General features: G+C 34.9%; 22 protein-coding genes. 10 read left to right on the forward strand and 12 right to left on the reverse strand.

The features are described from left to right. Nucleotides 1-39: 39 nt before the first annotated feature. Entirely contained in the window at nucleotides 40-2,532 is a 2,493-nt protein-coding gene (locus tag ACFSRZ_RS11540) for a TonB-dependent receptor domain-containing protein (RefSeq protein ID WP_379666714.1), read from the forward strand. A 78-nt stretch (nucleotides 2,533-2,610) separates the two neighbouring features. Here the strand turns inward: ACFSRZ_RS11540 and ACFSRZ_RS11545 are convergent, their stop codons facing one another. After that, nucleotides 2,611-2,781 carry a hypothetical protein gene (locus ACFSRZ_RS11545; RefSeq protein WP_379666715.1) on the reverse strand — a complete coding sequence of 57 codons (171 nt, stop codon included), beginning with the start codon at nucleotides 2,779-2,781 and terminating at the stop codon, nucleotides 2,611-2,613. 156 nt (nucleotides 2,782-2,937) lie between these two features. On the opposite strand from ACFSRZ_RS11545, the gene fumC reads away from it, so the two are divergent. Both fumC and ACFSRZ_RS11555 read left to right on the forward strand, forming a co-directional pair. After that, nucleotides 2,938-4,335, forward strand: coding sequence for a class II fumarate hydratase (gene fumC, locus ACFSRZ_RS11550; RefSeq protein WP_379666716.1), 1,398 nt, complete (start codon nucleotides 2,938-2,940; stop codon nucleotides 4,333-4,335). Between the two features lie 77 nt (nucleotides 4,336-4,412). Next, nucleotides 4,413-4,886, forward strand: a complete 474-nt coding sequence (locus ACFSRZ_RS11555; protein WP_379666769.1) for a nucleoside deaminase — start codon at nucleotides 4,413-4,415, stop codon at nucleotides 4,884-4,886. 34 nt (nucleotides 4,887-4,920) lie between these two features. On the opposite strand, the gene ACFSRZ_RS11560 is transcribed toward ACFSRZ_RS11555, so the two are convergent. After that, nucleotides 4,921-5,430: a DinB family protein gene (locus ACFSRZ_RS11560; protein ID WP_379666717.1), complete on the reverse strand. Its 510-nt coding sequence runs from the start codon at nucleotides 5,428-5,430 to the stop codon at nucleotides 4,921-4,923. A 49-nt stretch (nucleotides 5,431-5,479) separates the two neighbouring features. Between ACFSRZ_RS11560 and hutI the strand changes: the two genes are divergently transcribed. After that, nucleotides 5,480-6,715 carry an imidazolonepropionase gene (hutI, locus tag ACFSRZ_RS11565; protein WP_379666718.1) on the forward strand — a complete coding sequence of 412 codons (1,236 nt, stop codon included), beginning with the start codon at nucleotides 5,480-5,482 and terminating at the stop codon, nucleotides 6,713-6,715. A 7-nt stretch (nucleotides 6,716-6,722) separates the two neighbouring features. Here hutI and ACFSRZ_RS11570 read toward each other — a convergent pair whose 3' ends face one another. Together ACFSRZ_RS11570 and ACFSRZ_RS11575 are read right to left on the reverse strand one after the other, a co-directional pair. Next, nucleotides 6,723-9,227 (reverse strand): exopolysaccharide transport family protein, encoded by a 2,505-nt coding sequence (locus tag ACFSRZ_RS11570; protein WP_379666719.1) that lies wholly within the window; start codon nucleotides 9,225-9,227, stop codon nucleotides 6,723-6,725. 4 nt (nucleotides 9,228-9,231) lie between these two features. After that, the gene (locus ACFSRZ_RS11575; protein ID WP_379666720.1) at nucleotides 9,232-10,023 is read right to left on the reverse strand and encodes a polysaccharide biosynthesis/export family protein; all 792 of its coding nucleotides are present in this window, start codon (nucleotides 10,021-10,023) and stop codon (nucleotides 9,232-9,234) included. 93 nt (nucleotides 10,024-10,116) lie between these two features. On the opposite strand from ACFSRZ_RS11575, the gene ACFSRZ_RS11580 reads away from it, so the two are divergent. The 4 genes from ACFSRZ_RS11580 (at nucleotide 10,117) to secA (ending at nucleotide 15,244) form a co-directional block, all read left to right on the forward strand. Further along, nucleotides 10,117-10,893 carry an O-methyltransferase gene (locus ACFSRZ_RS11580; protein ID WP_379666721.1) on the forward strand — a complete coding sequence of 259 codons (777 nt, stop codon included), beginning with the start codon at nucleotides 10,117-10,119 and terminating at the stop codon, nucleotides 10,891-10,893. An 18-nt stretch (nucleotides 10,894-10,911) separates the two neighbouring features. Beyond that, entirely contained in the window at nucleotides 10,912-11,484 is a 573-nt protein-coding gene (locus ACFSRZ_RS11585) for a cob(I)yrinic acid a,c-diamide adenosyltransferase (RefSeq protein ID WP_379666722.1), read from the forward strand. An 87-nt stretch (nucleotides 11,485-11,571) separates the two neighbouring features. Further along, the gene (locus ACFSRZ_RS11590) at nucleotides 11,572-11,793 is read left to right on the forward strand and encodes a DUF2795 domain-containing protein (RefSeq protein WP_379666723.1); all 222 of its coding nucleotides are present in this window, start codon (nucleotides 11,572-11,574) and stop codon (nucleotides 11,791-11,793) included. A 109-nt stretch (nucleotides 11,794-11,902) separates the two neighbouring features. Then, nucleotides 11,903-15,244, forward strand: coding sequence for a preprotein translocase subunit SecA (gene secA / locus ACFSRZ_RS11595; protein WP_379666724.1), 3,342 nt, complete (start codon nucleotides 11,903-11,905; stop codon nucleotides 15,242-15,244). Nucleotides 15,245-15,299: 55 nt separating this feature from the next. Here secA and ACFSRZ_RS11600 read toward each other — a convergent pair whose 3' ends face one another. From ACFSRZ_RS11600 to ACFSRZ_RS11610, 3 genes are read right to left on the reverse strand one after another with little or no spacing between them, the layout of a single operon-like run. Then, nucleotides 15,300-16,235, reverse strand: a complete 936-nt coding sequence (locus tag ACFSRZ_RS11600; protein ID WP_379666725.1) for a DUF4097 family beta strand repeat-containing protein — start codon at nucleotides 16,233-16,235, stop codon at nucleotides 15,300-15,302. Nucleotides 16,236-16,239: 4 nt separating this feature from the next. Continuing rightward, the gene (locus ACFSRZ_RS11605; protein WP_379666726.1) at nucleotides 16,240-16,854 is read right to left on the reverse strand and encodes a HEAT repeat domain-containing protein; all 615 of its coding nucleotides are present in this window, start codon (nucleotides 16,852-16,854) and stop codon (nucleotides 16,240-16,242) included. Continuing rightward, nucleotides 16,823-17,386, reverse strand: a complete 564-nt coding sequence (locus ACFSRZ_RS11610) for an RNA polymerase sigma factor (protein ID WP_379666727.1) — start codon at nucleotides 17,384-17,386, stop codon at nucleotides 16,823-16,825. Before ACFSRZ_RS11610 ends, ACFSRZ_RS11605 begins: the two co-directional genes overlap by 32 nt. A gap of 110 nt (nucleotides 17,387-17,496) precedes the next feature. Here ACFSRZ_RS11610 and ACFSRZ_RS11615 point away from each other — a divergent pair, with 110 nt between their 5' ends. After that, the gene (locus ACFSRZ_RS11615; RefSeq protein ID WP_379666728.1) at nucleotides 17,497-17,913 is read left to right on the forward strand and encodes a hypothetical protein; all 417 of its coding nucleotides are present in this window, start codon (nucleotides 17,497-17,499) and stop codon (nucleotides 17,911-17,913) included. 49 nt (nucleotides 17,914-17,962) lie between these two features. Here ACFSRZ_RS11615 and folE read toward each other — a convergent pair whose 3' ends face one another. From folE to nadC, 4 genes are all read right to left on the reverse strand, one after another. Further along, on the reverse strand, nucleotides 17,963-18,658 hold the full coding sequence (gene folE / locus ACFSRZ_RS11620) for a GTP cyclohydrolase I FolE (RefSeq protein WP_379666729.1): 696 nt from the start codon (nucleotides 18,656-18,658) through the stop codon (nucleotides 17,963-17,965). 45 nt (nucleotides 18,659-18,703) lie between these two features. Further along, on the reverse strand, nucleotides 18,704-20,068 hold the full coding sequence (gene hisS, locus ACFSRZ_RS11625; RefSeq protein ID WP_379666730.1) for a histidine--tRNA ligase: 1,365 nt from the start codon (nucleotides 20,066-20,068) through the stop codon (nucleotides 18,704-18,706). Nucleotides 20,069-20,151: 83 nt separating this feature from the next. Continuing rightward, a complete protein-coding gene (locus tag ACFSRZ_RS11630) occupies nucleotides 20,152-21,096 on the reverse strand; it encodes a YihY/virulence factor BrkB family protein (protein WP_379666731.1) in 945 nt (314 codons plus the stop codon). A gap of 32 nt (nucleotides 21,097-21,128) precedes the next feature. Beyond that, entirely contained in the window at nucleotides 21,129-21,986 is an 858-nt protein-coding gene (gene nadC / locus ACFSRZ_RS11635) for a carboxylating nicotinate-nucleotide diphosphorylase (protein WP_379666732.1), read from the reverse strand. 73 nt (nucleotides 21,987-22,059) lie between these two features. On the opposite strand from nadC, the gene rlmH reads away from it, so the two are divergent. Beyond that, entirely contained in the window at nucleotides 22,060-22,533 is a 474-nt protein-coding gene (gene rlmH, locus ACFSRZ_RS11640; RefSeq protein WP_379666733.1) for a 23S rRNA (pseudouridine(1915)-N(3))-methyltransferase RlmH, read from the forward strand. A gap of 243 nt (nucleotides 22,534-22,776) precedes the next feature. Here the strand turns inward: rlmH and ACFSRZ_RS11645 are convergent, their stop codons facing one another. Then, nucleotides 22,777-23,571 (reverse strand): helix-turn-helix domain-containing protein, encoded by a 795-nt coding sequence (locus ACFSRZ_RS11645; RefSeq protein WP_379666734.1) that lies wholly within the window; start codon nucleotides 23,569-23,571, stop codon nucleotides 22,777-22,779. Between the last annotated feature and the right edge of the window lie 136 nt (nucleotides 23,572-23,707).

The following is a 23,707-nucleotide window of genomic DNA, read 5'->3' on the forward strand; positions in this document are numbered from 1 at the left end:
CAACTTTGCAGTCGAAAGGAAAACCATCAATTCTAACTAATGAATAAAGTCACATTTTTGTATGTGCTCTTTCTGTTCAGTGCTGTTTTTGCATATGCACAGAAACCCACATCTCCCCAAGTAACCATCACAGGAAAGATTGTAGATGCTAAAACCAACGAGCCTTTAGAATATGCTACTGTTGTTTTAAAAGACATCAAAACTCAGAAGCTGAGTGGTGGTATTACCGATGAAAAAGGAAACTTTAATATTAAAACTCCAAAAGGAACTTATGAGGTAAGTTTCGAATTCATTTCATTCAAAACCGTAAAACTTCCTAATAGAGTTATAGATAAGTCTATGAGTTTTGGCACGATCAAGCTAAAAGAAGATGCCGAAGTTTTAGATGAGATCAATATTGTTGCTGAAAAAACGACTGTAGAAATTCGCCTTGACAAACGAATTTACAATGTAGGAAAAGATCTTACTGTAAAAGGTGCCAGTGCATCTGATGTTTTGGATAATATTCCCTCTGTAAATGTTGATGTAGAAGGAAATGTTAGCTTACGTGGAAGCGAGAATGTACGTATTTTGATCGATGGAAAACCTTCTGCTTTGGTTGGTCTTAGTGGAACAGATGCATTGCGTCAATTACCTTCAGATGCTATAGAGCGTGTTGAAGTAATTACATCTCCTTCTGCTCGATATGATGCCGAAGGAACTGCTGGTATCTTAAACATCATTTTGCGTAAAGGAAAAGCAACCGGTTTTAACGGATCTATTAATACTACCATTGGAGATCCAACCCAATTGCAAATTGCTCCGAATATAAACCTAAGAACAAAGCGCTTTAATTTATTTACCAATTTAGGATATAGCTACAGAAAAGGTCCGGGAAATTCCTTAACCAATTTAAGTGCATTTGAGAATGGAGTATTGCAAAGTACTCGTATTGAAGACAGAGAGTTTGAAAGAGAACGTAAAGGCTTTAATGGAAATTTTGGATTGGAAGTTTTTCTAACCAAAAACAGTTCAATTACTGGAACGTTCTTTATTAGAGATTCTGATAATGGAAGTGGGTCTACCAATAACATTGGTGTTTTTGATGCGCTTGGTGCACAGACACTCTCAGATATTCGTATTCAAGATGAAGAAGAGACCGATAAAACAACTCAATTCTCTTTAAACTATACAAATAACTTCAACACAAAAGGTCACAAATTGACTGTTGACTTCCAGTATAGTGATAGTGAAGAGGTTGAAACTGCTTTTATTAATGATTCTTCCGGTGTAGAAAATAATTTAACAGAAGAGAATTCTCAAAATACTTTAGTTCAAACCGATTATGTTTTACCGCTTGGAAAAAACTCTCAGTTTGAAGCTGGTTATCGTGGACAATTTCAAGATCTAACGTCAGATTTTTTAGTAACAAGAACTCCTCCGTTAGCTTTTGATCCTTCAAACAATTTAGTATTTAATCAAAATGTAAATGCTATTTATAGTCAATACGGAAGCAAAATCAATAAGTTCTCTTTCTTATTAGGATTGAGAAGCGAGATTACAGATGTAAAAGTTCGTTTGGTTAATACCAATGACAATTTTGACTATAACTATACCGAGTTCTTCCCTACAATCAACTTAGGGTATGAAAGAACAGAAAAACAAAGTTTCACATTAGGATATAGTAGAAGATTAAGACGTCCTAGATTTTGGTTCTTAAACCCATTTGAATCTAGAAATAGCCAGAATGTAATTTTTAAAGGAAATCCGGGATTGATCCCAACTTTCACAAATTCTTTTGACTTAGGATATCTTCAAAAAATTGGAAAATTCACAGTTAACTCTTCTATTTACTACCAACATGCCGTAAATAATATTGAGCGCGTGTCTAGAGACGAGATCAGACCTATTGGTCCCGGAGGTACTAATGAGGTAGTAACCATTAGAGAACCTATTAACCTTTCTTCAGAAGATCGTTATGGGTTTGAATTAACTACAAATTATAGTCCTTCAAAAACTGTAAGACTTTCCGGTAGTTTTAATTTCTTCAGAACACAAACAGAAGGAAGTTACTTATACGAGCAATTTAGCATAGATAACAACAATAATATTGTATCTACTCCTGTAGAGCAGGATCTAGGAAATTCAAATAGCAGTTGGTTTGCACGATTCAACTCAAGAATAACTTTACCTGGTAAGATACAATGGCAAACTCGTATGTTCTACAGAGGACCAAGAAAAACGGCTCAAAGCGAGATTAAAGGTTTGTTTTCTGCCAACCTAGCCTTTAGTAAAGATGTGTTTAAAGAAAAAGGCACTTTGGTTCTTAATGTGAGTGATGTTTTCAATTCAAGAAAAAGACAATCATTAACTTTTAACCCTTCTAGAGATAACCCAACAACGATTAATGATCAGGAGTTTCAATGGAGAGTACGTCAGATTTCTTTGAATTTCACCTACAGATTTAATCAAAAGAAAAATCAACGCGATAGGCAAAGAAGAGGCGGAGACGACTTTGAAGGTGGTGGTGAAGAGTTTGGTGGTAGACCATAATTATGGTAATCACAAAACCTATAACAATAAAAAAGGCTCGCATTTGCGAGCCTTTTATTTTATATGATATTAAAAAAACTACTTATTAGCAGCTTCTTTAGCTTCTCTCTTTAATTTAAAGTTTTCCCAAATAGTTCCACCGATCCAGTAAGGAACTACGAACGCTAGTAAGAAGATCAACAACCAGAAACCAGCTGTAAAAATAAACATGAATAATACTAATCCTGAAAATTGAGAAAAATCTAACATCTTTTTTTGTTTAAATAATCTGTGCAAAAATAATAGATATTTTCGACAAGAACTAGAAATTCAAAAAATATTTCAACAGGAAAATCCTTGCAATTGTTGATAACTGATTGTAGGGGATTTTGTAATTTTGTGAAGCATAAAAACACCAATCAAATTATGAAATATCGTATAGAGAAAGACACGATGGGAGAAGTGCAAGTACCAGCAGATAAATACTGGGGCGCACAAACCGAAAGATCAAGAAATAATTTTAAAATTGGACCGGCAGCGTCTATGCCTCTTGAGGTTGTTTACGGCTTTGCTTACTTAAAGAAAGCTGCTGCTTATACCAATGAAGAGTTAGGTGTTTTAGCAACCGAAAAACGTGATCTGATTGCGCAAGTATGTGATGAGATCTTAGATGGAAAGCACGATGATCAATTTCCTTTGGTTATCTGGCAAACAGGATCGGGAACACAATCAAATATGAATGTGAATGAAGTGATTGCCAACAGAGCTCATGAAATTGCAGGAAAAGTTATTGGAGAAGGAGACAAAACCATTCAACCGAATGATGATGTAAACAAATCTCAATCTTCTAATGACACCTTCCCTACCGGAATGCACATTGCGGCTTACAAGAAAGTTGTAGAAGTAACCATTCCGGGTGTAGAGCAATTAAGAAATACTCTTGACAAAAAAGCCAAAGACTTTGCTAATGTTGTAAAGATTGGACGTACACATTTAATGGATGCTACTCCATTGACTTTAGGACAAGAATTTTCAGGGTATGTAGCTCAATTAGATTTTGGTTTAAAAGCATTGAAAAGCTCTTTAAGTCATTTAAGCCAGTTAGCTTTAGGTGGAACAGCTGTTGGAACAGGATTGAATACTCCTAAAGGATATGATGTTTTAGTAGCTAAGTACATTGCAGAGTTTACCAACTTGCCTTTTGTAACTGCTGAAAATAAGTTTGAAGCTTTAGCTGCGCATGATGCTATGGTAGAAACTCATGGAGCTTTAAAGCAATTGGCTGTTTCTTTAAATAAGATCGCTAACGATATTCGTATGATGGCATCGGGCCCTCGTTCAGGTATTGGAGAAATTATCATTCCTGCTAACGAACCGGGAAGTTCTATCATGCCTGGAAAAGTAAACCCTACTCAAGCAGAAGCCATTACAATGGTTTGTGCGCAAGTAATGGGGAACGATGTTGCTGTAACTGTTGGAGGAACGCAAGGACACTACGAATTAAACGTATTCAAACCTATGATGGCTGCTAACGTATTACAATCTGCACAATTGATTGGTGATGCGTGTGTATCATTTGACGTAAACTGTGCTGCCGGAATAGAACCAAATCAAACGAGAATTACTGAGTTGTTAAACAACTCATTGATGTTGGTAACAGCCTTGAATACAAAGATTGGTTATTACAAAGCTGCTGAAATTGCCAATACAGCACATGCAAACGGAACAACCTTGAAAGAAGAAGCAATTCGATTAGGTTATGTGACTGCTGAAGAGTATGACGAGTGGGTGAAACCCGAAGACATGACAGGCAGTTTAAAGTAAAAAAGAAAATTATATATATTGAAAGCTGCAATTTAATTGCAGCTTTTTTTATGAAACAAATTAAAGAAGAAAAGATTATGACGAATCATGAAGAGTTTATGAGTGAAGCTGTGAAAGCAGCTTTAAAGGGAATGAGCAACAATGAAGGAGGTCCTTTTGGGTGTATCATTGTAAAAGATGGTGAAATTGTAGGTAGAGGAAACAACAAGGTAACCTCTACTAACGATCCTACAGCTCATGCAGAAGTTACTGCCATTAGAGATGCCTGTCAGAATTTAGGTTCTTTTCAATTGGATGGATGTATTGTATACACATCATGCGAACCTTGTCCAATGTGCTTAGGAGCCATTTATTGGGCACGACCAGACAAAGTTTTTTATGGAAGCAATCAAGTAGATGCTGCCAATATTGGTTTTGATGATGAGTTTATCTACAAAGAGATTCCGTTACCTTATGAGAAAAGAAGTATTCCTTTTGAACAAGTAGGAAGAGATATTGCTCTAGAGCCATTTCAAAAATGGTCTGAGAAAGAGGACAAAATAGAGTATTAAAAAAGAGCCGAAGCAAATTGCTTCGGTTTTTTATTTATAAATATCTTTCTTGAAAAACTCTTAGGTGATGGTTTACATGCCCGGCAGATAAATAGCCTAAAGCTCTAACCGACATTGGACTCCCAGAAGCTGTTCCGATTCTTGTTAAGGCCTCTTCAGAAAAACTTTGATACATTAGGATTGTAGACATTCTAACTGCATTGAACTCGCTTAAGATCTCTTTAAAATTACGATCATTGGCATTTGACACATCGTTATAATCGTCTTGTTCAAAGCCCTGCAACGAAGTTTTGTCGTTTCTTGCAAAACGCAAAGCTCTATAATTAAAGATTCGCTCTGTATCTATAGCGTGTTGCAATAACTCTTTGATGGTCCATTTGCCCTCTGCATACCTGTAAAGTTCTTTATCTTCCGGGAGTGTTGCTAATACAGCATTCACTTCTTTTTGAGATTCAATTAAAACTTGTGTTATTGATTTTCCGCTAGAAGCTAAGTCATGAATGTAGGGTTTGTAATAAGGATTGTATTCGTTTTCCGGGACCATAAGTTTCGATTTTTAGTGTAAGTTTGTCAAACGAAAATAATCAATTCTAATGACAACCTTATTCATCAATATTAAAGAGCTGATACAAGTAAGAGAAACTTCCGTTCAAAAAGTTTCCGGAGAAGAAATGAAAGAACTTCCAACAATTAAAAATGCTTTTTTATTGATTGAAAATGAGTTGATCGTAGATTATGGATCAATGGATGCATTGCAAAGCAAAGAGGTTGATGAAGTTATAGATGCTACCGGAAAGATTATTCTTCCTACTTGGTGCGATAGTCATACGCATTTGGTCTTTGCTTCTACAAGAGAAGGTGAATTTGTAGATCGTATCAATGGTTTAACCTACGAAGAGATTGCAGAAAAAGGAGGCGGAATCTTAAACTCTGCTAAAAAACTGCAAAACACCAGCGAAGAAGATCTGTATAAAGATGCTGAAGTGCGATTACAGAAAGTAATAAAAATGGGTACTGGTGCTATTGAGATCAAATCCGGTTACGGACTGAGTGTTGAAGCTGAATTGAAAATGTTGAGAGTTGTTAAAAGACTTAAAGAAAACTATAACATTCCTATCAAAGCAACTTTCTTAGGAGCCCACGCTATTCCCGCTGAATATAAGAGCAACAGAGAAGCCTACATTGAGATGATTATTAATGAGATGATTCCTTTGGTTATTCAAGAAGGTTTGGCTGATTATATTGATGTTTTTTGCGAAAAAGGATATTATACTCCTGAAGAAACAGATCGTATCTTAAAAGCCGGAAAAGAAGCCGGATTAATTCCGAAAGTACACGTAAATCAGTTCAATTCTATTGGAGGTATTGCTACATGTGTAGAAAACAAAGCTCTTTCTGTAGATCATCTTGAGGTAATTACAGATGCAGACATAGATCAACTTAAAGGATCTAACACAATGCCTGTAGCGCTTCCCTCCTGTTCTTTCTTCTTAGGAATTCCTTACACTGATGGGAGAAAGCTTATTAGTCATAATCTACCTTTAGCATTGGCTACAGATTACAACCCGGGATCTACTCCTTCAGGAAACATGAACTTTGTAGTGTCATTGGCTTGTATTCGAATGAAGCTAACTCCGGAAGAAGCTATCAATGCTGCTACAATTAATGGCGCGTATGCATTAAATCTTGAAGATCAAATAGGAAGTATTACTCGAGGTAAGTTGGCTAATTTTATGGTTACAGAAACCATAACATCCTATAACTTTATTCCATACAACTTTGGATCACACACTATAGAAGATGTGTACATCAAAGGAATTCGTATGTAATTACGATTTATCTTTTGGGCTTGATAAAGTTGATCAGTTTCGCTAGGAACCCTTCCGGAACATCATTTTCATGGTATCCGTTACCGTACTTACCGTAACCGTAGCCATAACCATAGCCGTATCCGTAACCATATCCATAACCGTATCCGTATCTGGCTTTTACGGTAAAGTCGTTAATGATATAACTAATATTGGTAACCTCTTTATTCAAATACTTATCATCTATCATCTTCATCATTCCTTTTTCAGAATAATTTTGACGAATTACATAACAAATAGCATCAGAATATTTAAACAACTCTAAGGCATCAGAAACAAGTCCTACCGGCGGAGTATCAATTACAATATAATCGTAATCTTCTTCTAATTGCTGGATCAATTGATCACACTTCTCGCTTAACAACAATTCCGATGGGTTTGGTGGTATAGGTCCAGAAAGAATAATATCCAAATTAGGAATTTTAGATGTTGTAATGATCTCATCTAAACTCTTCTGATTGATCAGGTAGTTTACAACTCCCACCTCATTTTTAAGTTCAAAATCTGTATAGATCTTAGGCTTTCTTAAATCCAACCCTAATAAGATCGTTTTCTTTCCACTCAATGCAAAAACAGTTGCCATATTGATGGAAATCATTGTTTTTCCTTCACCACTTACAGAAGATGTCAAGATCAAGGTTTTTGATTTCTTATCTTTCTTTGTATCACTCTTGAATAAAAACTGAATATTGGATCTGATTGCTCTGAAAGATTCAGCAACAGAAGATTTTGGTCTTTCAAATACAGCCAAGTTATTGATTCCTGTATTTCTACCAATAATTCCCAAAATAGGAATGCTATACCTCTTCTCTATCTCTTCAACAGTATGAACTTTATTGTCTAAAAGCTCTTTGATAATAATGTAAAACAGTGGGAAAATAACTCCAAGCATTAAGGCTACCAAATAATTAAATGTTGGTTTAGGATAGATTGGTCCTTGCCCTAGATCAATAGCAGAGTCTATTACTTTAACGTCGTTTACTGTAGCTTCAATAGCTGTTCCGGCCTCGTAACTCTTTTGCTTTAAGTATGTATAAATGAACTCAGAAAAACTCAAATTTCTTTGATAGTTGATCAATTGCTGCTCTTTCTTCGGCAGTTTTCTCAACCTGGTATCATACTTAGCCAAATCTTTGCTTAGATCTGTTTTTGTTTTATTAAGCGACCGTTTGTTGTTGCTAATATTCTCATAAAGGTTCTCACGTATCTGATTGATCGTACTTGAGATCTTTTTATACTCAGGGTGCGCCTGAGTTACTTGCGATCCTAAAAGCTCTCTTTTTGTAGATTCTAAGATTAACTCTTGTACCAACGAAGTTACTTTAGAGTCCGGTACATCAATATAAGCAGGAACAGGTACTTTAGAAGTATACACCGTATGAGAACGCACATATTGCTCTAACGAGTTTAGATCATCAATTGTTCTGTTGATCTTCCGTATGTTATTATTGATGTCTTTTGTTTGCGACAATATCTCAGCTCCTTCTGTAGATAGATCATAGATATTGTTATTCTTTTTAAACTCTCCAATAGTGTTTTCGATTTTATGCAAACTGTCAGACTCCAGTTCAAATAACTTATCGATATATCTTTTAGTCTTTTCTGCGTAAAGCGTTTTCTGTTTTTGCTTATCTCTAGCTAATACTGCAACAGAAGCATTCAGGTAATCAACAATCCTATTCTTATTAACACCTTCCATCTGTAATCGCATCAAAGAAGCTCCTTGCGTAACATTGGTTACTCTTACTCCTCTATATGCCCCTACAGCTCCATTGAAATTCACAAAATTAATATAGTAGGTCTGTCCGGGTGTTAAAGGTTTTTGACTGGATATGGTAAAATTAAAATATGGCTCCTCAATCTTTGCGTCAAAATATCCTTTATAATTAGGTGCTAAGAAGAATTCTTTTGAATATCCCTCCTCCTTCATTTCAAAAGTAGTCAGATCTCTATCAGAATAACGCATCTTCCAAAACTTGGTTGCTTCACCTCTCTCGAAAGAAAGAACAATTTTATTATTTTCTAGAGTTCTTATCTTGAGTAACTTATTTTGCAATTGATATCCTGATGTATCTACTTCTACTTTAAAAGGAGTTCCTCCGTAGACATCTTCCAATCGATATCTTCCATCTTGGAAATATCCAATATAAAACTGCAATGAGTCTACAACCTTTTCGTTGTGAGTTCTGGAAGTAAGAATAATTTTTACTGTTTCAAGAAGATCGCTGGCTCCACCCCAATTGAAAGTTAAGTTTGTTCCTGTAGAGAAAAGAGGGTTGTTCTCTTCCTTTACAGAGATCATGGTATCTAAACTATATCTCTTCTGTCTATAACCATTTAAGAACCTTGCTACAATTACAGCAATAACAATAGTTACAAGAAATAGTTGCCAATAGCCTAAAACTTTAAAAATATAGTACTTGACATCAAAAGAACCTTGTTGTTCCGAATTATTTTGGTAGTTCTTACTCATAGAATTACAAACCTCTTACAATTAGAATTGTTGATGTTACCAATGTAAATACAGAAACAATTGTAGTTAATGTTTGAAGACCTGTTGTTCCTGTTCCCCAAGATTTTTGTTTTAAGGGCATTACATTAATATAATCATTCGGCTTGATAAAAAATATCTCCGAATTCAATGCTTCAATATTAGTTAGATCAATCTCAAATTTCTGAACACCTGTAGGTGTAAAACGAAGTACCTGTACATCTTTACGATTTCCTACAACCGTAATATCTCCTGCATTGGTAATAGCGTCAATTATACTTAACTGATTTTGATATACAACTTTAGGACCGGGACTTGCCACTTCTCCCATAACCGTATACTTAATTCCATTCAAACGAACAGTAACAAAAATTTCTACACCCTCTTTTAAATATTCTTTTAACTTCTCTTCTATTTTCTTTCTTACTTCTGTTGTGGTATATCCCAAAACATTGATCTCTCCTAAATAAGGCACTCTAACGTTTCCATGTCTGTCAACAGAAAACCCTGTAAAAAAGTTGGCTCCCTGAGATTGATTTTGGATGTTGGTACCTCCTCCTCCGGTGTTGGATTTTTCAAATAACTTTACCAAAGACTCATCTTCAGCCTTAATGTCAATTGTAATAATATCATGCACCTGTAATTTGTATGGAGCATCGTTAATTTCTCGAATTTCTTTTAGCGACACCGGCTTTCCTTGAAGATAAATAAGGTCTTTATTTGGAACACATGAAGATAAAAAAGATACAAAAAGTAAAAACAAGAGAAGTTTTCTCATATCGTGGTAAAGTCATTAGTAGAGACAAATATAATTTTTATAAGCGTAAACGAACAAATTTTCTATTAATTTCGTCCCTAAATTTAAAAGTCGTTGTTTTCTAGAATTGCCTCATACCTCAAATTCTTCCTTAAATCCAAAAATCATCACGGGGTACATTCACCTTTTGTGTTCAATTTGGTTACAAAATGTTTGTATGATAAAAAGAATCTCCCTGAGTTTTCTACTTTAGAAAAGTATAGAAAAGAGCTACTATCTAATGAGGAAAAAATCCATGTTACAGATTTTGGCGCAGGGTCAAAAGTATTTTCTTCCCATATAAGGCAGATATCAAAGATAGCTCATTATGCGGGAATTTCAAAGAAAAGAGCAGAACTACTCTTGAGATTAACTCAATACTTCCAACCTAAAAACATTCTTGAATTAGGTACTTCTTTAGGAATAGCTACTTCTGCACTCTCATTAGGAAAGCCTAACAGTACTATCACAACATTTGAAGGATGTAAAGAAACTCTCAATATCGCTAAAGAGATGTTTGAGAAGTACGAATTGAAAAATATTCGTGCTCTAGAAGGAGATTTTCAACAGACTTATTTTTCTGAAGTACAAAAAAGCGTATTCGATCTTATTTACTTTGATGGCAACCATACCAAAGAAGCCACTCTCAGTTATTTTGAAGCTTGCTTGTCTTCTATTCACAATGATACAGTCTTGATTTTCGACGATATTCATTGGAGTAAATCTATGGAAGAAGCTTGGGAAGAAATCAAAGGTCACGAGAAAGTTACTGTTACTATAGACACCTATCAATGGGGACTCGTTTTTTTCAGAAGAGAACAAGAAAAAGAACATTTCATCATCAGGGTTTAAAGCCTTAAATTTGCTTTCATGAAAATATATACAAAAACAGGAGATCAAGGTACTACTGCTCTATTTGGAGGAACGCGAGTTCCAAAACATCATTTAAGAATAGAGTCTTACGGAACAGTAGATGAACTCAATTCATATATAGGTCTGGTAAAAGATCAAGCAGTAGATACAGTAACCAAAGAATCTTTGATCAAAATTCAGAATGATCTTTTTACTCTGGGAGCAATGTTAGCCACTCCTCCGGAAAAAGAAACATTGAAAAGCGGTAAAGAGCGATTAAATATTCCTAAAATAACTACTTCGTCTATTCAGTTTTTAGAAGATCAAATAGATCAGATGAATACTCAATTGCCACAAATGACTCATTTTATTTTGCCGGGAGGTCATACAACTGTGTCATTCTGTCACATTGCAAGGTGTGTTTGTAGAAGAGCTGAGCGCTTATCTGTGTCATTACATGAAGAAGAAGCCATCAATCCGGATGTTTTAAAGTATTTAAACCGACTTTCTGACTATCTTTTTGTGCTGGCACGAAAGTTGTCGCAAGACTTATCAGCTCAGGAAGTTAAATGGATTCCTGAAAAATTTTAATAAGTTCTTTTTTTATTGATTTATATTTCTAAAAAAACTTGACTTTTTAAGTAAAAAATTTATTTTTGCAAAAAATAAATCTAAGAAATGTATTGGACTTTAGAATTAGCATCATACTTAGCAGATGCACCATGGCCGGCTACTAAAGACGAATTAATAGATTACGCTATTAGAACGGGAGCTCCTCTTGAAGTTGCAGAAAACTTGCAAGAAATAGAAGATGAAGGTGAAGCATACGATTCTATAGTTGAAATTTGGCCAGATTATCCGACCGAAGAAGATTATCTTTGGAATGAGGATGAATACTAAAAAAACACAAATCAATTCATAAAAAAAGTCTCTAAAGAGGCTTTTTTTTTGTTTACTTTTAAACCCCCAAGCTCAAAAGAGCATTGAGGATAAAACATACCAAATAAGAATGAGTATCTTAAATTCAGTAATTAAAATATTTGTTGGAGACAAACAACAAAAAGATTTAAAAATATTACAACCGATTGTAGAAAAGGTAAGATCCTTTGAATCCGGTTTGTCTTCGCTATCACACGACGAACTAAGAAACAAAACAGTAGAATTCAAACAAAAAATTGCAGAAGCTACCAAAACGTTTAATGATCAAATAGTAGCTTTAGAAAAAGAAGCTACTGAAGCTGAAATAGACAGGCAAGAACAGATTTATACTGAAATCGATCAATTAAAAGATCAAGCTTACGAAGCTTCTGAAGCTGTCTTGGAAGAAATCATGCCGGAAGCTTTTGCTGTTGTTAAGGAAACTGCTAAACGTTTTGTTGAAAATGAAGAAGTAGAAGTTAGTGCAACTCCTTTTGACAGAGAGCTTTCAGGAACAAGAGAACATGTTGTACTGGAAGGAGACAAAGCTTTTTGGCAAAACTCTTGGGATGCTGCGGGTAAACCAGTAACCTGGGATATGATCCATTATGATGTACAGTTGATCGGAGGATCGGTATTACACCAAGGAAAGATTGCAGAGATGATGACAGGGGAAGGAAAAACATTGGTTTCTACATTACCTGTTTACTTGAATGCCTTAACCGGAAACGGAGTACATGTTGTAACTGTAAACGATTACCTTGCAAAAAGAGATAGAGCTTGGATGGCTCCTATTTTTGAATTCCATGGTTTAAGTACAGACTGTATTGATTACCACCAACCTAATTCTGAAGACAGAAGAAAAGCTTACAACGCAGATATCACTTACGGAACAAACAATGAGTTTGGTTTCGATTATTTACGTGATAATATGGCGAGCTCAAAAGAAGACCTTGTACAGCGTGCACCTAACTATGCTATTATTGATGAGGTAGATTCTGTATTGATTGATGATGCCAGAACTCCTTTGATTATTTCGGGGCCTGTACCGCAAGGAGACAGACATGAGTTTAACGAGTTAAAGCCATTAGTTTCTGACTTAGTAGGTTTACAAAACAAATATTTAGTAGGCGTTTTAGCAGAAGCTAAAAAATTAATTGCTGAAGGAAACACCAAAGATGGAGGGTTCTTATTACTACGTGTATACAGAGGAATTCCTAAGAATAAAGCATTGATAAAATTCTTATCTCAGGAAGGAGTGAAACAAATTCTTCAGAAGACAGAAAACACATACATGGCAGATAACAACAAGTTAATGCCGGAAATTGATGCTGAACTTTGGTATGTAATTGAAGAGAAAAATAACTCTATCGACCTTACCGATAAAGGATTTGCCCACCTATCATCAAAAACTCAAGACGAGCAATTCTTTATTTTACCGGATATGGGATTAGAGATCGGATCTATCGACGGTAGTGAAGATACGCCAGAGAAGAAAGCCGATCTTAAAGAACAGTTATATAAGGATTTCAACGTAAAAAGCGAACGTATTCATACCATGAATCAGCTTTTAAAAGCTTATAGCCTTTTTGAGAAGGATGTAGAGTATGTTGTGATTGATAACAAAGTAATGATCGTTGACGAGCAAACGGGTCGTATCATGGACGGTCGTAGATATTCTGATGGTTTGCACCAAGCAATTGAAGCAAAAGAAAGTGTAAAGATTGAAGATGCTACCCAAACTTTTGCTACTGTAACACTTCAGAACTACTTTAGAATGTATCGTAAACTTTCTGGAATGACAGGTACTGCCATTACAGAAGCCGGTGAATTCTGGGAAATTTATAAGTTAGATGTTGTAGAGATTCCTACCAACAGACCTATTGCTCGTGATGATAAGCAAGATCTTGTTTACAAAACTACTCGTGAGAAATACAATGCAGTAATTGATGATGTTGTAGAACTTGTAAATGCAGGGCGTCCTGTTCTTGTAGGAACAACTTCTGTAGAGATTTCAGAATTATTGGGTCGTATGCTAAAAATGCGTAAGATCAATCACAATATCTTAAATGCGAAACTACACAAGAAGGAAGCTGATGTTGTTGCTGAAGCTGGAAAGCCGGGGCAAGTAACTATTGCAACCAATATGGCGGGTCGTGGTACCGATATTAAACTATCTGACGAAGTAAAAGCTTCAGGAGGATTGGCAATTATTGGTACAGAAAGACATGATTCTCGTCGTGTAGACCGTCAGTTACGTGGTAGAGCGGGTCGTCAGGGAGACGTTGGTTCTTCTCAATTCTATGTGGCTTTAGATGACAACCTAATGCGTTTGTTTGGATCGGATAGAATTGCCAAGATGATGGATAGAATGGGATTAAAAGAAGGTGAAGTAATTCAGCATTCAATGATCACCAAATCTATTGAAAGAGCACAAAAGAAAGTTGAAGAGAACAACTTTGGTATCCGTAAGCGATTGTTAGAGTACGATGATATTATGAATTCACAGCGTGAGTTTGTTTACAAAAGAAGACGTCACGCTTTAGATGGTAAACGTTTACAGATAGATATTGCTAATATGATCTATGAGACTTGTCAATCCATCATCAATACAAATAAAGAAGCCAAAGACTTTCAAAACTTCGAGTTTGAGTTAATTCGATTCACTTCTATGACCTCTCCTTTTAGTGAGGATGAGTTTGAGTCTTTAACAGAACAAGAGTTAACAGATAAGTTGTATGAGATCATAACTACTCACTACAAGGAAAAAGCAGAGAGAAATGCTGCACTTACGTATCCTGTAATTAAGAATGTTTATGAGAATGAAGGAGATCGTTATGAAAGAATTGTGGTTCCTTTTACAGACGGAATTAAAACATTACAAGTAGTAACCAACTTAAAAGAGGCATACGAAACACAAGGAAAATCTTTAGCAACAGATTTCGAAAAGAACATCACTTTAGCTATTATAGATGAGAATTGGAAAGATCATTTACGTAAAATGGATGATTTAAAGCACTCTGTACAAAATGCATCTTACGAGCAAAAAGATCCTTTATTGATCTATAAATTTGAAGCGTTTGAATTATTCAAAGTTACTATTGATAAAGTAAACAGAGAAGTATTGTCTTTCTTGTTCAAAGGAGAACTTCCAAACCAAGGAAACACAGAAGTATCTGAAGCTCGTCAGCAAAAAAGAGAAAAATTGAGCTTGCAAAAAGATGAAGTTCAGAATTCTACTGAGCAGGCCATTGCTAGCTCACGTCAGCAACAACAAGAACCTGTTGAAACTATTGTTAGAGAACAACCTAAGATTGGTAGAAACGAACGTGTTACTATCAAGAACATTATGAGCGGTGAAGAAAAAACCGTAAAATACAAACAAGCCATTCCACTAATTGACAAAGGAGAATGGGTATTGGTAAACCAATAATCATAAAAAAAGCCGCTCTAATGAGCGGCTTTTTTTATTGAATCGTAAGAATCCTTTACTTCTTTCTCAAGTATATATTTCCTAAGCCTGCATTCAGTTTCATTTTAACATTTCCACTTTTCAGCTTCAAACGCATCTGTTGCTTTCCTAATTCTTCTTTTTCCTCTTCTATTTTAAAATCGATATCACTGTAGATAGAAGAACCTTGTGCATCTAGCATTACATTAGAACTTTCCGGTAACGTAATATCAATAAATCCATTATTGCTGTAGATAGAGTACAATTTTTGTGGTGTCTTTTTATCAAACTCAACAGTAACGTTCCCTCCTATTGTATTGATAGAAACCGGGCCTGTAACATCTGTTAACTTCATGTTGTTCAATGTAGAGGCTATTTCTACTTCTCCTGAAAAATTTGATAACGAAGAAACATTAGAACTGTAAAACAATGGGCTCTGGCTAGTCTTTGTATTGTACTTACATCCATTGGTTTCCCATACAATTTTTAATGAGTTAGGAACTTGAATTTCATATTTTTCATCTCCAAATATTACAAACTGCCCATTGGTAGGTGTCTCATCCATAAAGATCAATTCGCCGTTCTTTTGCTCAATAGTAAAATAGATTCCTAATTCTCTATTCTCATTCTTCTTCCCTAGTTTTTTCAATCCTTTTTTACGGCTTGCATCACTAAAGTAATATACAAATCCTCCTTTTTTAGTAGTATCTGCTTTATATGTTAAGCTGTATTGACTTTGCTTGTTTGATCTTAGATTTCTAGATGTAGAAGTTACTAATCCCTTATAGCTTGATCTTTTCCCGTGTAGGCTTTTGATAATGACTTCATTTCCGCTGTAGCCTGTTATTTTAAAGTTTTTGGATGAACATATTCTTAATGTTCCTTTGCTAAACTTTATCTTTTTTTGTGCACTCATTGGCATTTGAATGAAAGCCAGTGCTAAAATGATTATTAATGCTTTAAAATTTTTCATTTTTTTATTGTTTTAAATTTGTCATAGCCAGTGTTGCATTGCTCTTTACTATTTCAAATGTTTTTTCATCTTTAATAATGTCTTCGAGAGGTTCTTGTGCACGTTTCTCTCTTAAAGTTGCTAATGAGTTAATTAACTTTATTTGTACCAATGGTTGTTTTTCTTTACTAAGTGCTTCTATGAGCGAGTTTCTGATTTCTTGATTATGTGGAAACTTTAACAAGGCATCAACCGTAGCGATCTTTACATTTGCATTGTTATCTGTAAGCAATGTTTTGATCAAAACTTTGATAATCTTTGCATCTTCCTTTTGATATACATCACTAAACTCATATACTGCTTCTAACCTCTTTCCTGTAGACTTATCTTCCAAACTTGCCAAGAGCTTAGATCGTTTCTTTTCGTTTTGTAAGTAATCGTTATAATACCAGAATACAGTAGAAATAGCTAGGATCAGAGATGCTGCAACTGATATTCTTTTCAGATAGATTAGTTTACTTCTTTTGGGCTTGTGTAGCCTTTCTTTGAGCTGCTGCTCAAAACTTTGATCTAGCTTGGCAGAAGCTTTTTGATCATCAAAGGCTTCCTTATGCTCCTGTATGTAATCTTTTAAGTTCATTCTTCTTTGCTTTTCTTACCGCTTCTACCAATAAGTTCTTTCCTCTTCTGTATTGATTTCTTACGGTACTTTCTTTTAGGTTTAGCATTTCGCTAATCTCTCTATGATTGTAATCTTCAATCATGTAGAGTACCAGAATAATTCTATATTTTTCTTTTAAACTATGTAGGCATTCTTTGATCAGTTCGATAGAGTATTCTGAACAATTTTCTAGTTCTAACTCTTCAGAACTTTCATCGGCTATTTGAGTTTCTTCTATCCACTGCTCTCTTCTTCTCTTTCTCACATTATCTAAAGAGGCATTTACTACAATTCTCTTTAACCACGCTCCTAAACTCAACTCCTCTTTGATCTGACCTATCTTTTCAAAGCCTTTTACAAACGATTCTTGTGTAATATCTTCTGCATCTTCTCTACTCTTTACAATCCTGTAACTTACATTGTACATCATATCCTTGTACAAGTTGTACACGGTAAGTTGGGCAGAATAATCATTCTTTTTACACTTTCTTATGAGCTCTCTTTCGTTCAAAAAAGGTTCTTTTGGTTGGTCTTTACACTACTATAACGTAAGTTACTAAAATGTGTCGCAAAAAAATTTATCTTTTTTTTATTAATTTAGTGGTGTCAAATGAATTAAAAGTGAAGAAGTTAAGTTTGTTTATTGTTTCCCTGATCTTTTTGAGCACTCATCTGTTTGCTCAAGAGTTAACTGACAACAGGCAAAAGTTCCAAAAGGAATATGAATTGTTGGAAAACAAAACGCAAACTAAATTAGCTCTACTACAAGCCGACTTTGATAAAGAGTCACAAATTATTACTCAGAATTATCAAATAGAAATTGGCAAATTGACAAAAGAGTATGAATCGAGTCCGGTAAAAACGTTGGTTCTTCAAAAGAGATACCAAAAAGAAGCCGGAAAGATCACAAGCAAGTATGATCTAATGATCAAAGACCTGATGTATAAAACAACGGTTCAGAAAGCTAAAATTGAAAATGATTTCTATCATGAAAAAAACAAGCTCATGAAGAAACACAATATCTACTTAAATGAATAAAAAAACGCCGCTGAAATCAGCGGCGTTTTTTTATGTTTATATTTCTTCTTTACAAACTTTGGAAATCTGTATCCATTTTGATGTAATCTAAGAATTCTCTTTTGGTTTCTTTTTCTTTAAACTTTCCACCAAATTCCGCAGTAACAGTACTACTTTCAATATCTTTAATTCCTCTTGAGTTTACACATAGGTGCTTAGCATCAATTACACAAGCTACATCTTGTGTTCCTAAAGCTTTTTGCATAAACTGCACTACTTGCATAGTTAAACGCTCTTGTACTTGTGGTCTTTTTGCAAAGTAATTTACAATACGGTTCATTTTAGAAAGACCAATTACTTTACCATTAGAGATATAAGCAACATGTGCACGCCCTACAATTGGTAATAAGTGATGTTCGCACGTAGAATACACGATGATATTCTTTTCAACCAACATCTCACCATAATTGTAATTATTGTCAAATGTAGATGGCTTTGGTTGATTCTCTGGATTCAACCCCATAAACAACTCCTTTACAAATGCCTTGGCTACTCTTTTAGGAGTACCTCTTAGGCTATCGTCTTCCAAGTCCATACCTAAAGTGATTAGAATATCCTTCACACTTTCTTGGATTCTCTTCATTTTTTCTTCGTCAGAAATATCAAAAGCGTCATCGCGCAAAGGAGTCTTTGCTGATGTTCCTATATGATTCTCTCCCAACTCATCTATCTTATCCTCGTTAGGTTTTGTATTCACCTCTATCATCTCTGTTTTTAATTAGGGTGCAAATTTACGACTTTCGCCGTTAATTTACTTAGTTTCTACAATCAATTGTTCAAGAGTGCAATTTCGCTGTTCTCCCTTAACTCTATCTTTTAGAACGTATTGGTCGTTTTCTATCTCAGAAATTACAAACGGAATAGCTCTTTTATCTGCATATTTCCATTGCTTCTTTTGCTGATTATTACTTGTAGCTGTATCAGGATAGATCTCAGATTTGATTCCTTCTCTACGCAAAGCTTGTACAGCTTTTAAGCGTTGTAAGTTATCCTCTTCATTGAAATTTAGGAATAGAACTTTAGGCTTAGGCAATTCTACTGCTTCAAACAACCCTAGTTCTTCTAAAACTAAGTAGATTCTATCCAAACCAAATGAGATTCCTACTCCACTCACATCTTTCAATCCAAAGATTCCGGTAAGATCGTCATATCTTCCTCCTCCACCGATAGATCCCATTTTTACTCCTTCTGGTGCGGCTACTTCAAAAATAGCTCCTGTATAATAGTTTAATCCTCTGGCCAATGTTACATCCAATGTCAATGTTGCTGATTGCAATCCTAAATCTGCAATAGTATTTACAACAGATCGTAACTCTTCTACTCCATCTTTTCCTTCTTCAGAACTTGATAATAAATTTGCCAATACGTCCAATTGCTCTGTATTAGATCCTGATAATTGGAATAAAGGCTTCACATTCTCAATAGCTTCTTCAGAAATTCCTTTAGATAGCATTTCTTTGATTACTCCATCTTCTCCAATCTTATCCAACTTATCTAAAGCCACTGTAAAATCGATTAGCTTGTCTTTGGCTCCAATTACTTCAGCAATTCCGGATAAGATCTTACGATTGTTCATCTTTATCGTAGTTCCTTTCAATCCTAGATTGGTAAATACCTCATCATATAATTGCACAAATTCTACTTCTTGTAATAAAGATTTACTTCCTACTACATCGGCATCACACTGATAAAATTCTCTGAAACGTCCTTTTTGCGGACGATCTGCTCTCCATACCGGTTGAATTTGATAACGTTTGAATGGAAACGTGATCTCATTCTGATGTTGCACTACATAACGTGCAAAAGGTACAGTCAAATCGTAACGTAAAGCTTTTTCAGAAATCTTTGCTGTTACTTTGTTACTTTCCTTAGAAGCTAACAGGTTCTCATCTACTTTAGCTAAATAATCTCCAGAATTCAGAATCTTAAAGATCAAACGATCTCCTTCTTCCCCATATTTCCCCATTAAGGTTGAAGAGTTTTCAAAAGTGGGTGTTTCTATAGGTTGAAATCCATAGGTTTCAAAAGCAGCTCTGATCGTATTCATAATATAGGTACGATTGGCTACTTCTGTAGAAGAAAAATCTCTGGTTCCTTTTGGAATGCTTGGTTTCATATTCAATTATCTATTGTCAATTATCAATGTTCAGTGGTGATAAAATGCTTACCTCCGCTGCGCGGACAAATATCCGAAAAATCTTAGGAAGTTGTATTCTGGCTGGCTGCTTTATTTTTAATGCGAAGCGAATGAATACTGGCATTCAATTCGAAACCGAGCAACAAGATGATAGCATTCAACCATATAAATAACATTAAGATCAATAAGGTTCCGATAGAACCATACAACTCGTTGTAACGTGCAAATTCATTTACATAGTAACTAAACAGGTAAAATGTTAATATGGATAGAAGTGTAGTAAATACAGATCCCGGTGATAAGAAACGAGAATGCTTTCCGGTTTTTGTTCCGTATTTATATAAAATTGAAACAATAGTAAAGATCATTATCACGAATAAAGCTCCTCTTCCTAGTTCCAGCAAAAAAGTTTCGTCTTCTATCCATTCTTTCTTTATGGCTGCATCAAGCAACAGCTGATAAAATACCGTTAGGGTAACTGTTACCAATAAGAACAAAGCCATGATAAATGAAACCAACATGGAAATGAAATAAGCTCTGACTACATTTCTCATTTCTTTGACATGATAAGAATATTCAAAGCCTCCAAAGATGGCATTGACCCCGTTGGTCATTAAAAAAATAGATACTAAAAAACCAAAAGACAATAAGCCGGCTTGTTTCTTATTTAAAATATCCAACAGAACTGAATCTACTGCTTCAAAGGTTTTGGGTGGTAAAATTTCTGAGATCAAAGTAATTAGATTCTCTTGAAATCCTTCAACAGGGATGTAAGGAATCAAGGTTAGAACGAAAAGCATAAAAGGAAAGATTGCCATAAAGAAACTGTAGGCAATTCCTCCTGCTCGGGTAGTTAACGCGCCTTCTACAATTCCTATTACATACATTTCCAGAACATCATATAACGACATTCCTTCCAGTCCGGGAATTTTGATCTTCTTCCCAAATCTGACCAGTATGTTGATTACCGGAATCTTTTCTAATTTTTCTTCTACTTCTTTACTCATTGTTTAGTTTCAGGATTCAAAGTTTCAAAGACTTAGATCGCCTTCAAACTTAAATCCATATTGTACACCGAATGTGTTAATGCTCCTGAAGAGATAAAATCTACACCACACTCTGCATATTTACGAATGGTGTCTTCATTGATACCTCCTGAAGATTCTGTAAGACACTTCCCATTGATCAATCTAACAGCTGCTTTGGTTTCTTCAAAATCAAAATTATCGATCAGAATCCTATAGACTCCATCATTCTTTATAATTTCTTCGATCTCGTTCAAATTTCTTGCTTCTACAATGATCTTAATGTCCAACCCTTTTTCTTGAAGATAGTTTTTTGCTTTGGTAATAGCCTGTGTAATTCCTCCTGCGAAATCGATATGATTGTCTTTGATCATCATCATATCATATAAAGCAAAACGATGATTAACACCTCCCCCAATGGTTACCGCCCATTTTTCCAGCGCTCGAATTCCCGGAGTTGTTTTTCGTGTATCCAAAACTTTCGTTTTTGTTCCTTTTAGCAAGTCTACAAAAAACCATGTTTTGGTAGCAATTGCACTCATACGTTGCATTGCATTTAGAACAATTCGCTCTGCTTGTAAGATCGATTGTGATTTTCCTGAAACATAAAATACAATATCGCCATGTTTAACAGGAGAGCCATCATTAATTAATGTTTCTACCTCTAATTCAGAATCAACATACTCAAATACTTTCTTGGCAAACTCTACACCTGCAATTATACCGGTATCTTTTACTAGTAATTTGGCTTTTCCTAATGCATCACTAGGGATACAGGATAAAGAAGTGTGATCTCCTTCACCAATATCTTCCCTCATTGCATTTTTAATAATGAGGTCTAATTCTTTTTCAAACTGTTCTGGGGTTATCATCTTTTTAGAAATTTGTCACGCTAAAATACAATTAAAAGAAACACATTCTTAACATAAATTGTACTTTTGAAAAATGAAAATCAAGCTTCTAGTTATTGGCAAAACAGATGATAAACATCTAGAGCAATTGATCGGTGTTTATCAAAAGCGTTTACAACACTATATCAACTTTCAACTAGAGATCATTCCTGACCTCAAGAACAGTAAAAACTTGAGTCAACTGCAACAAAAAGAGAAAGAAGGCGAGCTTATCTTACAAAAGTTACAAGCAACCGATCAGCTGATTTTATTGGATGAAAAAGGGAAAGACTTTCGTTCTATTGAGTTTGCCAATTACTTACAAAAGAAAATGAATTCTGGTATCAAACAACTGGTTTTTGTTATTGGCGGGCCTTATGGTTTTTCTGAAAAAGTATATCAAAAAGCAATGGGAAAACTATCATTTTCTAAAATGACGTTCTCCCATCAAATGATTCGCCTGTTTGTGGTAGAACAGATATATCGAGGTTTTACCATTTTGCGAAACGAACCTTATCACCACGAATAAATTCACGGAGTATATTTTGATTCATTTTATTCCTATTACATCAACATAGCAGCTACTACTGTGATGTAAAAAATTGAGATTTGGATCATTATCTTTATCATGATATTCATTTTTTGTAGATACAATTTGTTCTTGTTTTTAGGCATACGTATTCCTCTTTGTTGAAAGATCAACTCGTAAAAAATACTTGCCAATACGTAAAAAGGGGTGCCTAGCTAATCATTCATTAGTAAGCAAAAAGGATCAATTAGTATACTTTTGGAGTATGTTATACAGTAGAATTACTTCTAAGATCAAGACTGGGATTACAAAGAAAGCTGCAAAAGGTGCTAATAGGACAGTAATGAGCATAACTCCTAAAACAACCTTGATGATTCCAATTACTTGAGCTAAAGATCCAAATCGATCTTTTAATCTCAGAATTCCTATTCCTAAGATCAATTCAGAAATTCCAAACAACATTGCAATAGCAATTCCAGGTAATATGACTCCTGAATGTTCATCTACTTCATAGATTACCAAGCCAAGGGTAATTAGTGTAATGACAACTTCCATGATGAAATAGATATATGTTGCAGATACAAGAGTTGTGTTATCAAATAGCTTTCCTACTCTGTGGTATCCTCTTAAGAAAAAGAATAACGAAATTAGAAATGGAATGCTCCATAAAAGTGTAGGAATAAGCATACTTCCATCATTATGACTAAATGTAGCTGCCAATTCAACAATCATCCCGATGGATGAAAAAACAGCAACAAAAATCCCTGAGATCCAGCTAACACGTAGTGTTGTTTTATCGTTTTCAGAAAGCTCTACTTTTTCTTCTTCGTGAATAGAGGAATCAAAAAATATTCCTGTATCTACACCTAGAGCTTCTAAAATAGTCTTTACCGTAAAACTCCTTGGAGTTACATCTCCAGCTTCTATACGCTGTATGGTTCTTACGTTGATATTGCATTTTTCAACAAGTTCTTCTTGAGTAAATCCCTTGGACTTTCTCAATTCTAGGATTTTCTTCCCCAACTCTGGTTGTTTCATGATGTACAAGTTTTTGTTTTTCATACAATGTTACTTTCAGAATTCAACTTGTCAAATTTTTTACAGTGATTTTAACCCGACATTTGCGCGACAAATCAGTACCAACAAGGGTTTCAGCGTTTTTAGATTGAATTGC

The organism is Pseudotenacibaculum haliotis (genome assembly GCF_042684245.1).
Lineage (GTDB): Bacteria > Bacteroidota > Bacteroidia > Flavobacteriales > Flavobacteriaceae > Polaribacter > Polaribacter haliotis_A.

Excerpts from the sequence above, each read along its gene's own strand:
- ACFSRZ_RS11570 (WP_379666719.1), bottom strand. The coding sequence starts at position 9,227 with ATGAGTAAGAACTACCAAAATAATTCGGAACAACAAGGTTCTTTTGAT.
- ACFSRZ_RS11540 (WP_379666714.1), top strand. The coding sequence starts at position 40 with ATGAATAAAGTCACATTTTTGTATGTGCTCTTTCTGTTCAGTGCTGTT.
- hutI (WP_379666718.1), top strand. The coding sequence starts at position 5,480 with ATGACAACCTTATTCATCAATATTAAAGAGCTGATACAAGTAAGAGAA.
- ACFSRZ_RS11645 (WP_379666734.1), bottom strand. The coding sequence starts at position 23,571 with ATGAAACAACCAGAGTTGGGGAAGAAAATCCTAGAATTGAGAAAGTCC.
- secA (WP_379666724.1), top strand. The coding sequence starts at position 11,903 with ATGAGTATCTTAAATTCAGTAATTAAAATATTTGTTGGAGACAAACAA.
- ACFSRZ_RS11545 (WP_379666715.1), bottom strand. The coding sequence starts at position 2,781 with ATGTTAGATTTTTCTCAATTTTCAGGATTAGTATTATTCATGTTTATT.
- ACFSRZ_RS11630 (WP_379666731.1), bottom strand. The coding sequence starts at position 21,096 with ATGAGTAAAGAAGTAGAAGAAAAATTAGAAAAGATTCCGGTAATCAAC.
- ACFSRZ_RS11600 (WP_379666725.1), bottom strand. The coding sequence starts at position 16,235 with ATGAAAAATTTTAAAGCATTAATAATCATTTTAGCACTGGCTTTCATT.
- hisS (WP_379666730.1), bottom strand. The coding sequence starts at position 20,068 with ATGAAACCAAGCATTCCAAAAGGAACCAGAGATTTTTCTTCTACAGAA.
- ACFSRZ_RS11575 (WP_379666720.1), bottom strand. The coding sequence starts at position 10,023 with ATGAGAAAACTTCTCTTGTTTTTACTTTTTGTATCTTTTTTATCTTCA.
- nadC (WP_379666732.1), bottom strand. The coding sequence starts at position 21,986 with ATGATAACCCCAGAACAGTTTGAAAAAGAATTAGACCTCATTATTAAA.
- ACFSRZ_RS11555 (WP_379666769.1), top strand. The coding sequence starts at position 4,413 with ATGACGAATCATGAAGAGTTTATGAGTGAAGCTGTGAAAGCAGCTTTA.
- ACFSRZ_RS11560 (WP_379666717.1), bottom strand. The coding sequence starts at position 5,430 with ATGGTCCCGGAAAACGAATACAATCCTTATTACAAACCCTACATTCAT.
- ACFSRZ_RS11585 (WP_379666722.1), top strand. The coding sequence starts at position 10,912 with ATGAAAATATATACAAAAACAGGAGATCAAGGTACTACTGCTCTATTT.
- fumC (WP_379666716.1), top strand. The coding sequence starts at position 2,938 with ATGAAATATCGTATAGAGAAAGACACGATGGGAGAAGTGCAAGTACCA.
- folE (WP_379666729.1), bottom strand. The coding sequence starts at position 18,658 with ATGATAGAGGTGAATACAAAACCTAACGAGGATAAGATAGATGAGTTG.
- rlmH (WP_379666733.1), top strand. The coding sequence starts at position 22,060 with ATGAAAATCAAGCTTCTAGTTATTGGCAAAACAGATGATAAACATCTA.
- ACFSRZ_RS11590 (WP_379666723.1), top strand. The coding sequence starts at position 11,572 with ATGTATTGGACTTTAGAATTAGCATCATACTTAGCAGATGCACCATGG.
- ACFSRZ_RS11605 (WP_379666726.1), bottom strand. The coding sequence starts at position 16,854 with ATGAACTTAAAAGATTACATACAGGAGCATAAGGAAGCCTTTGATGAT.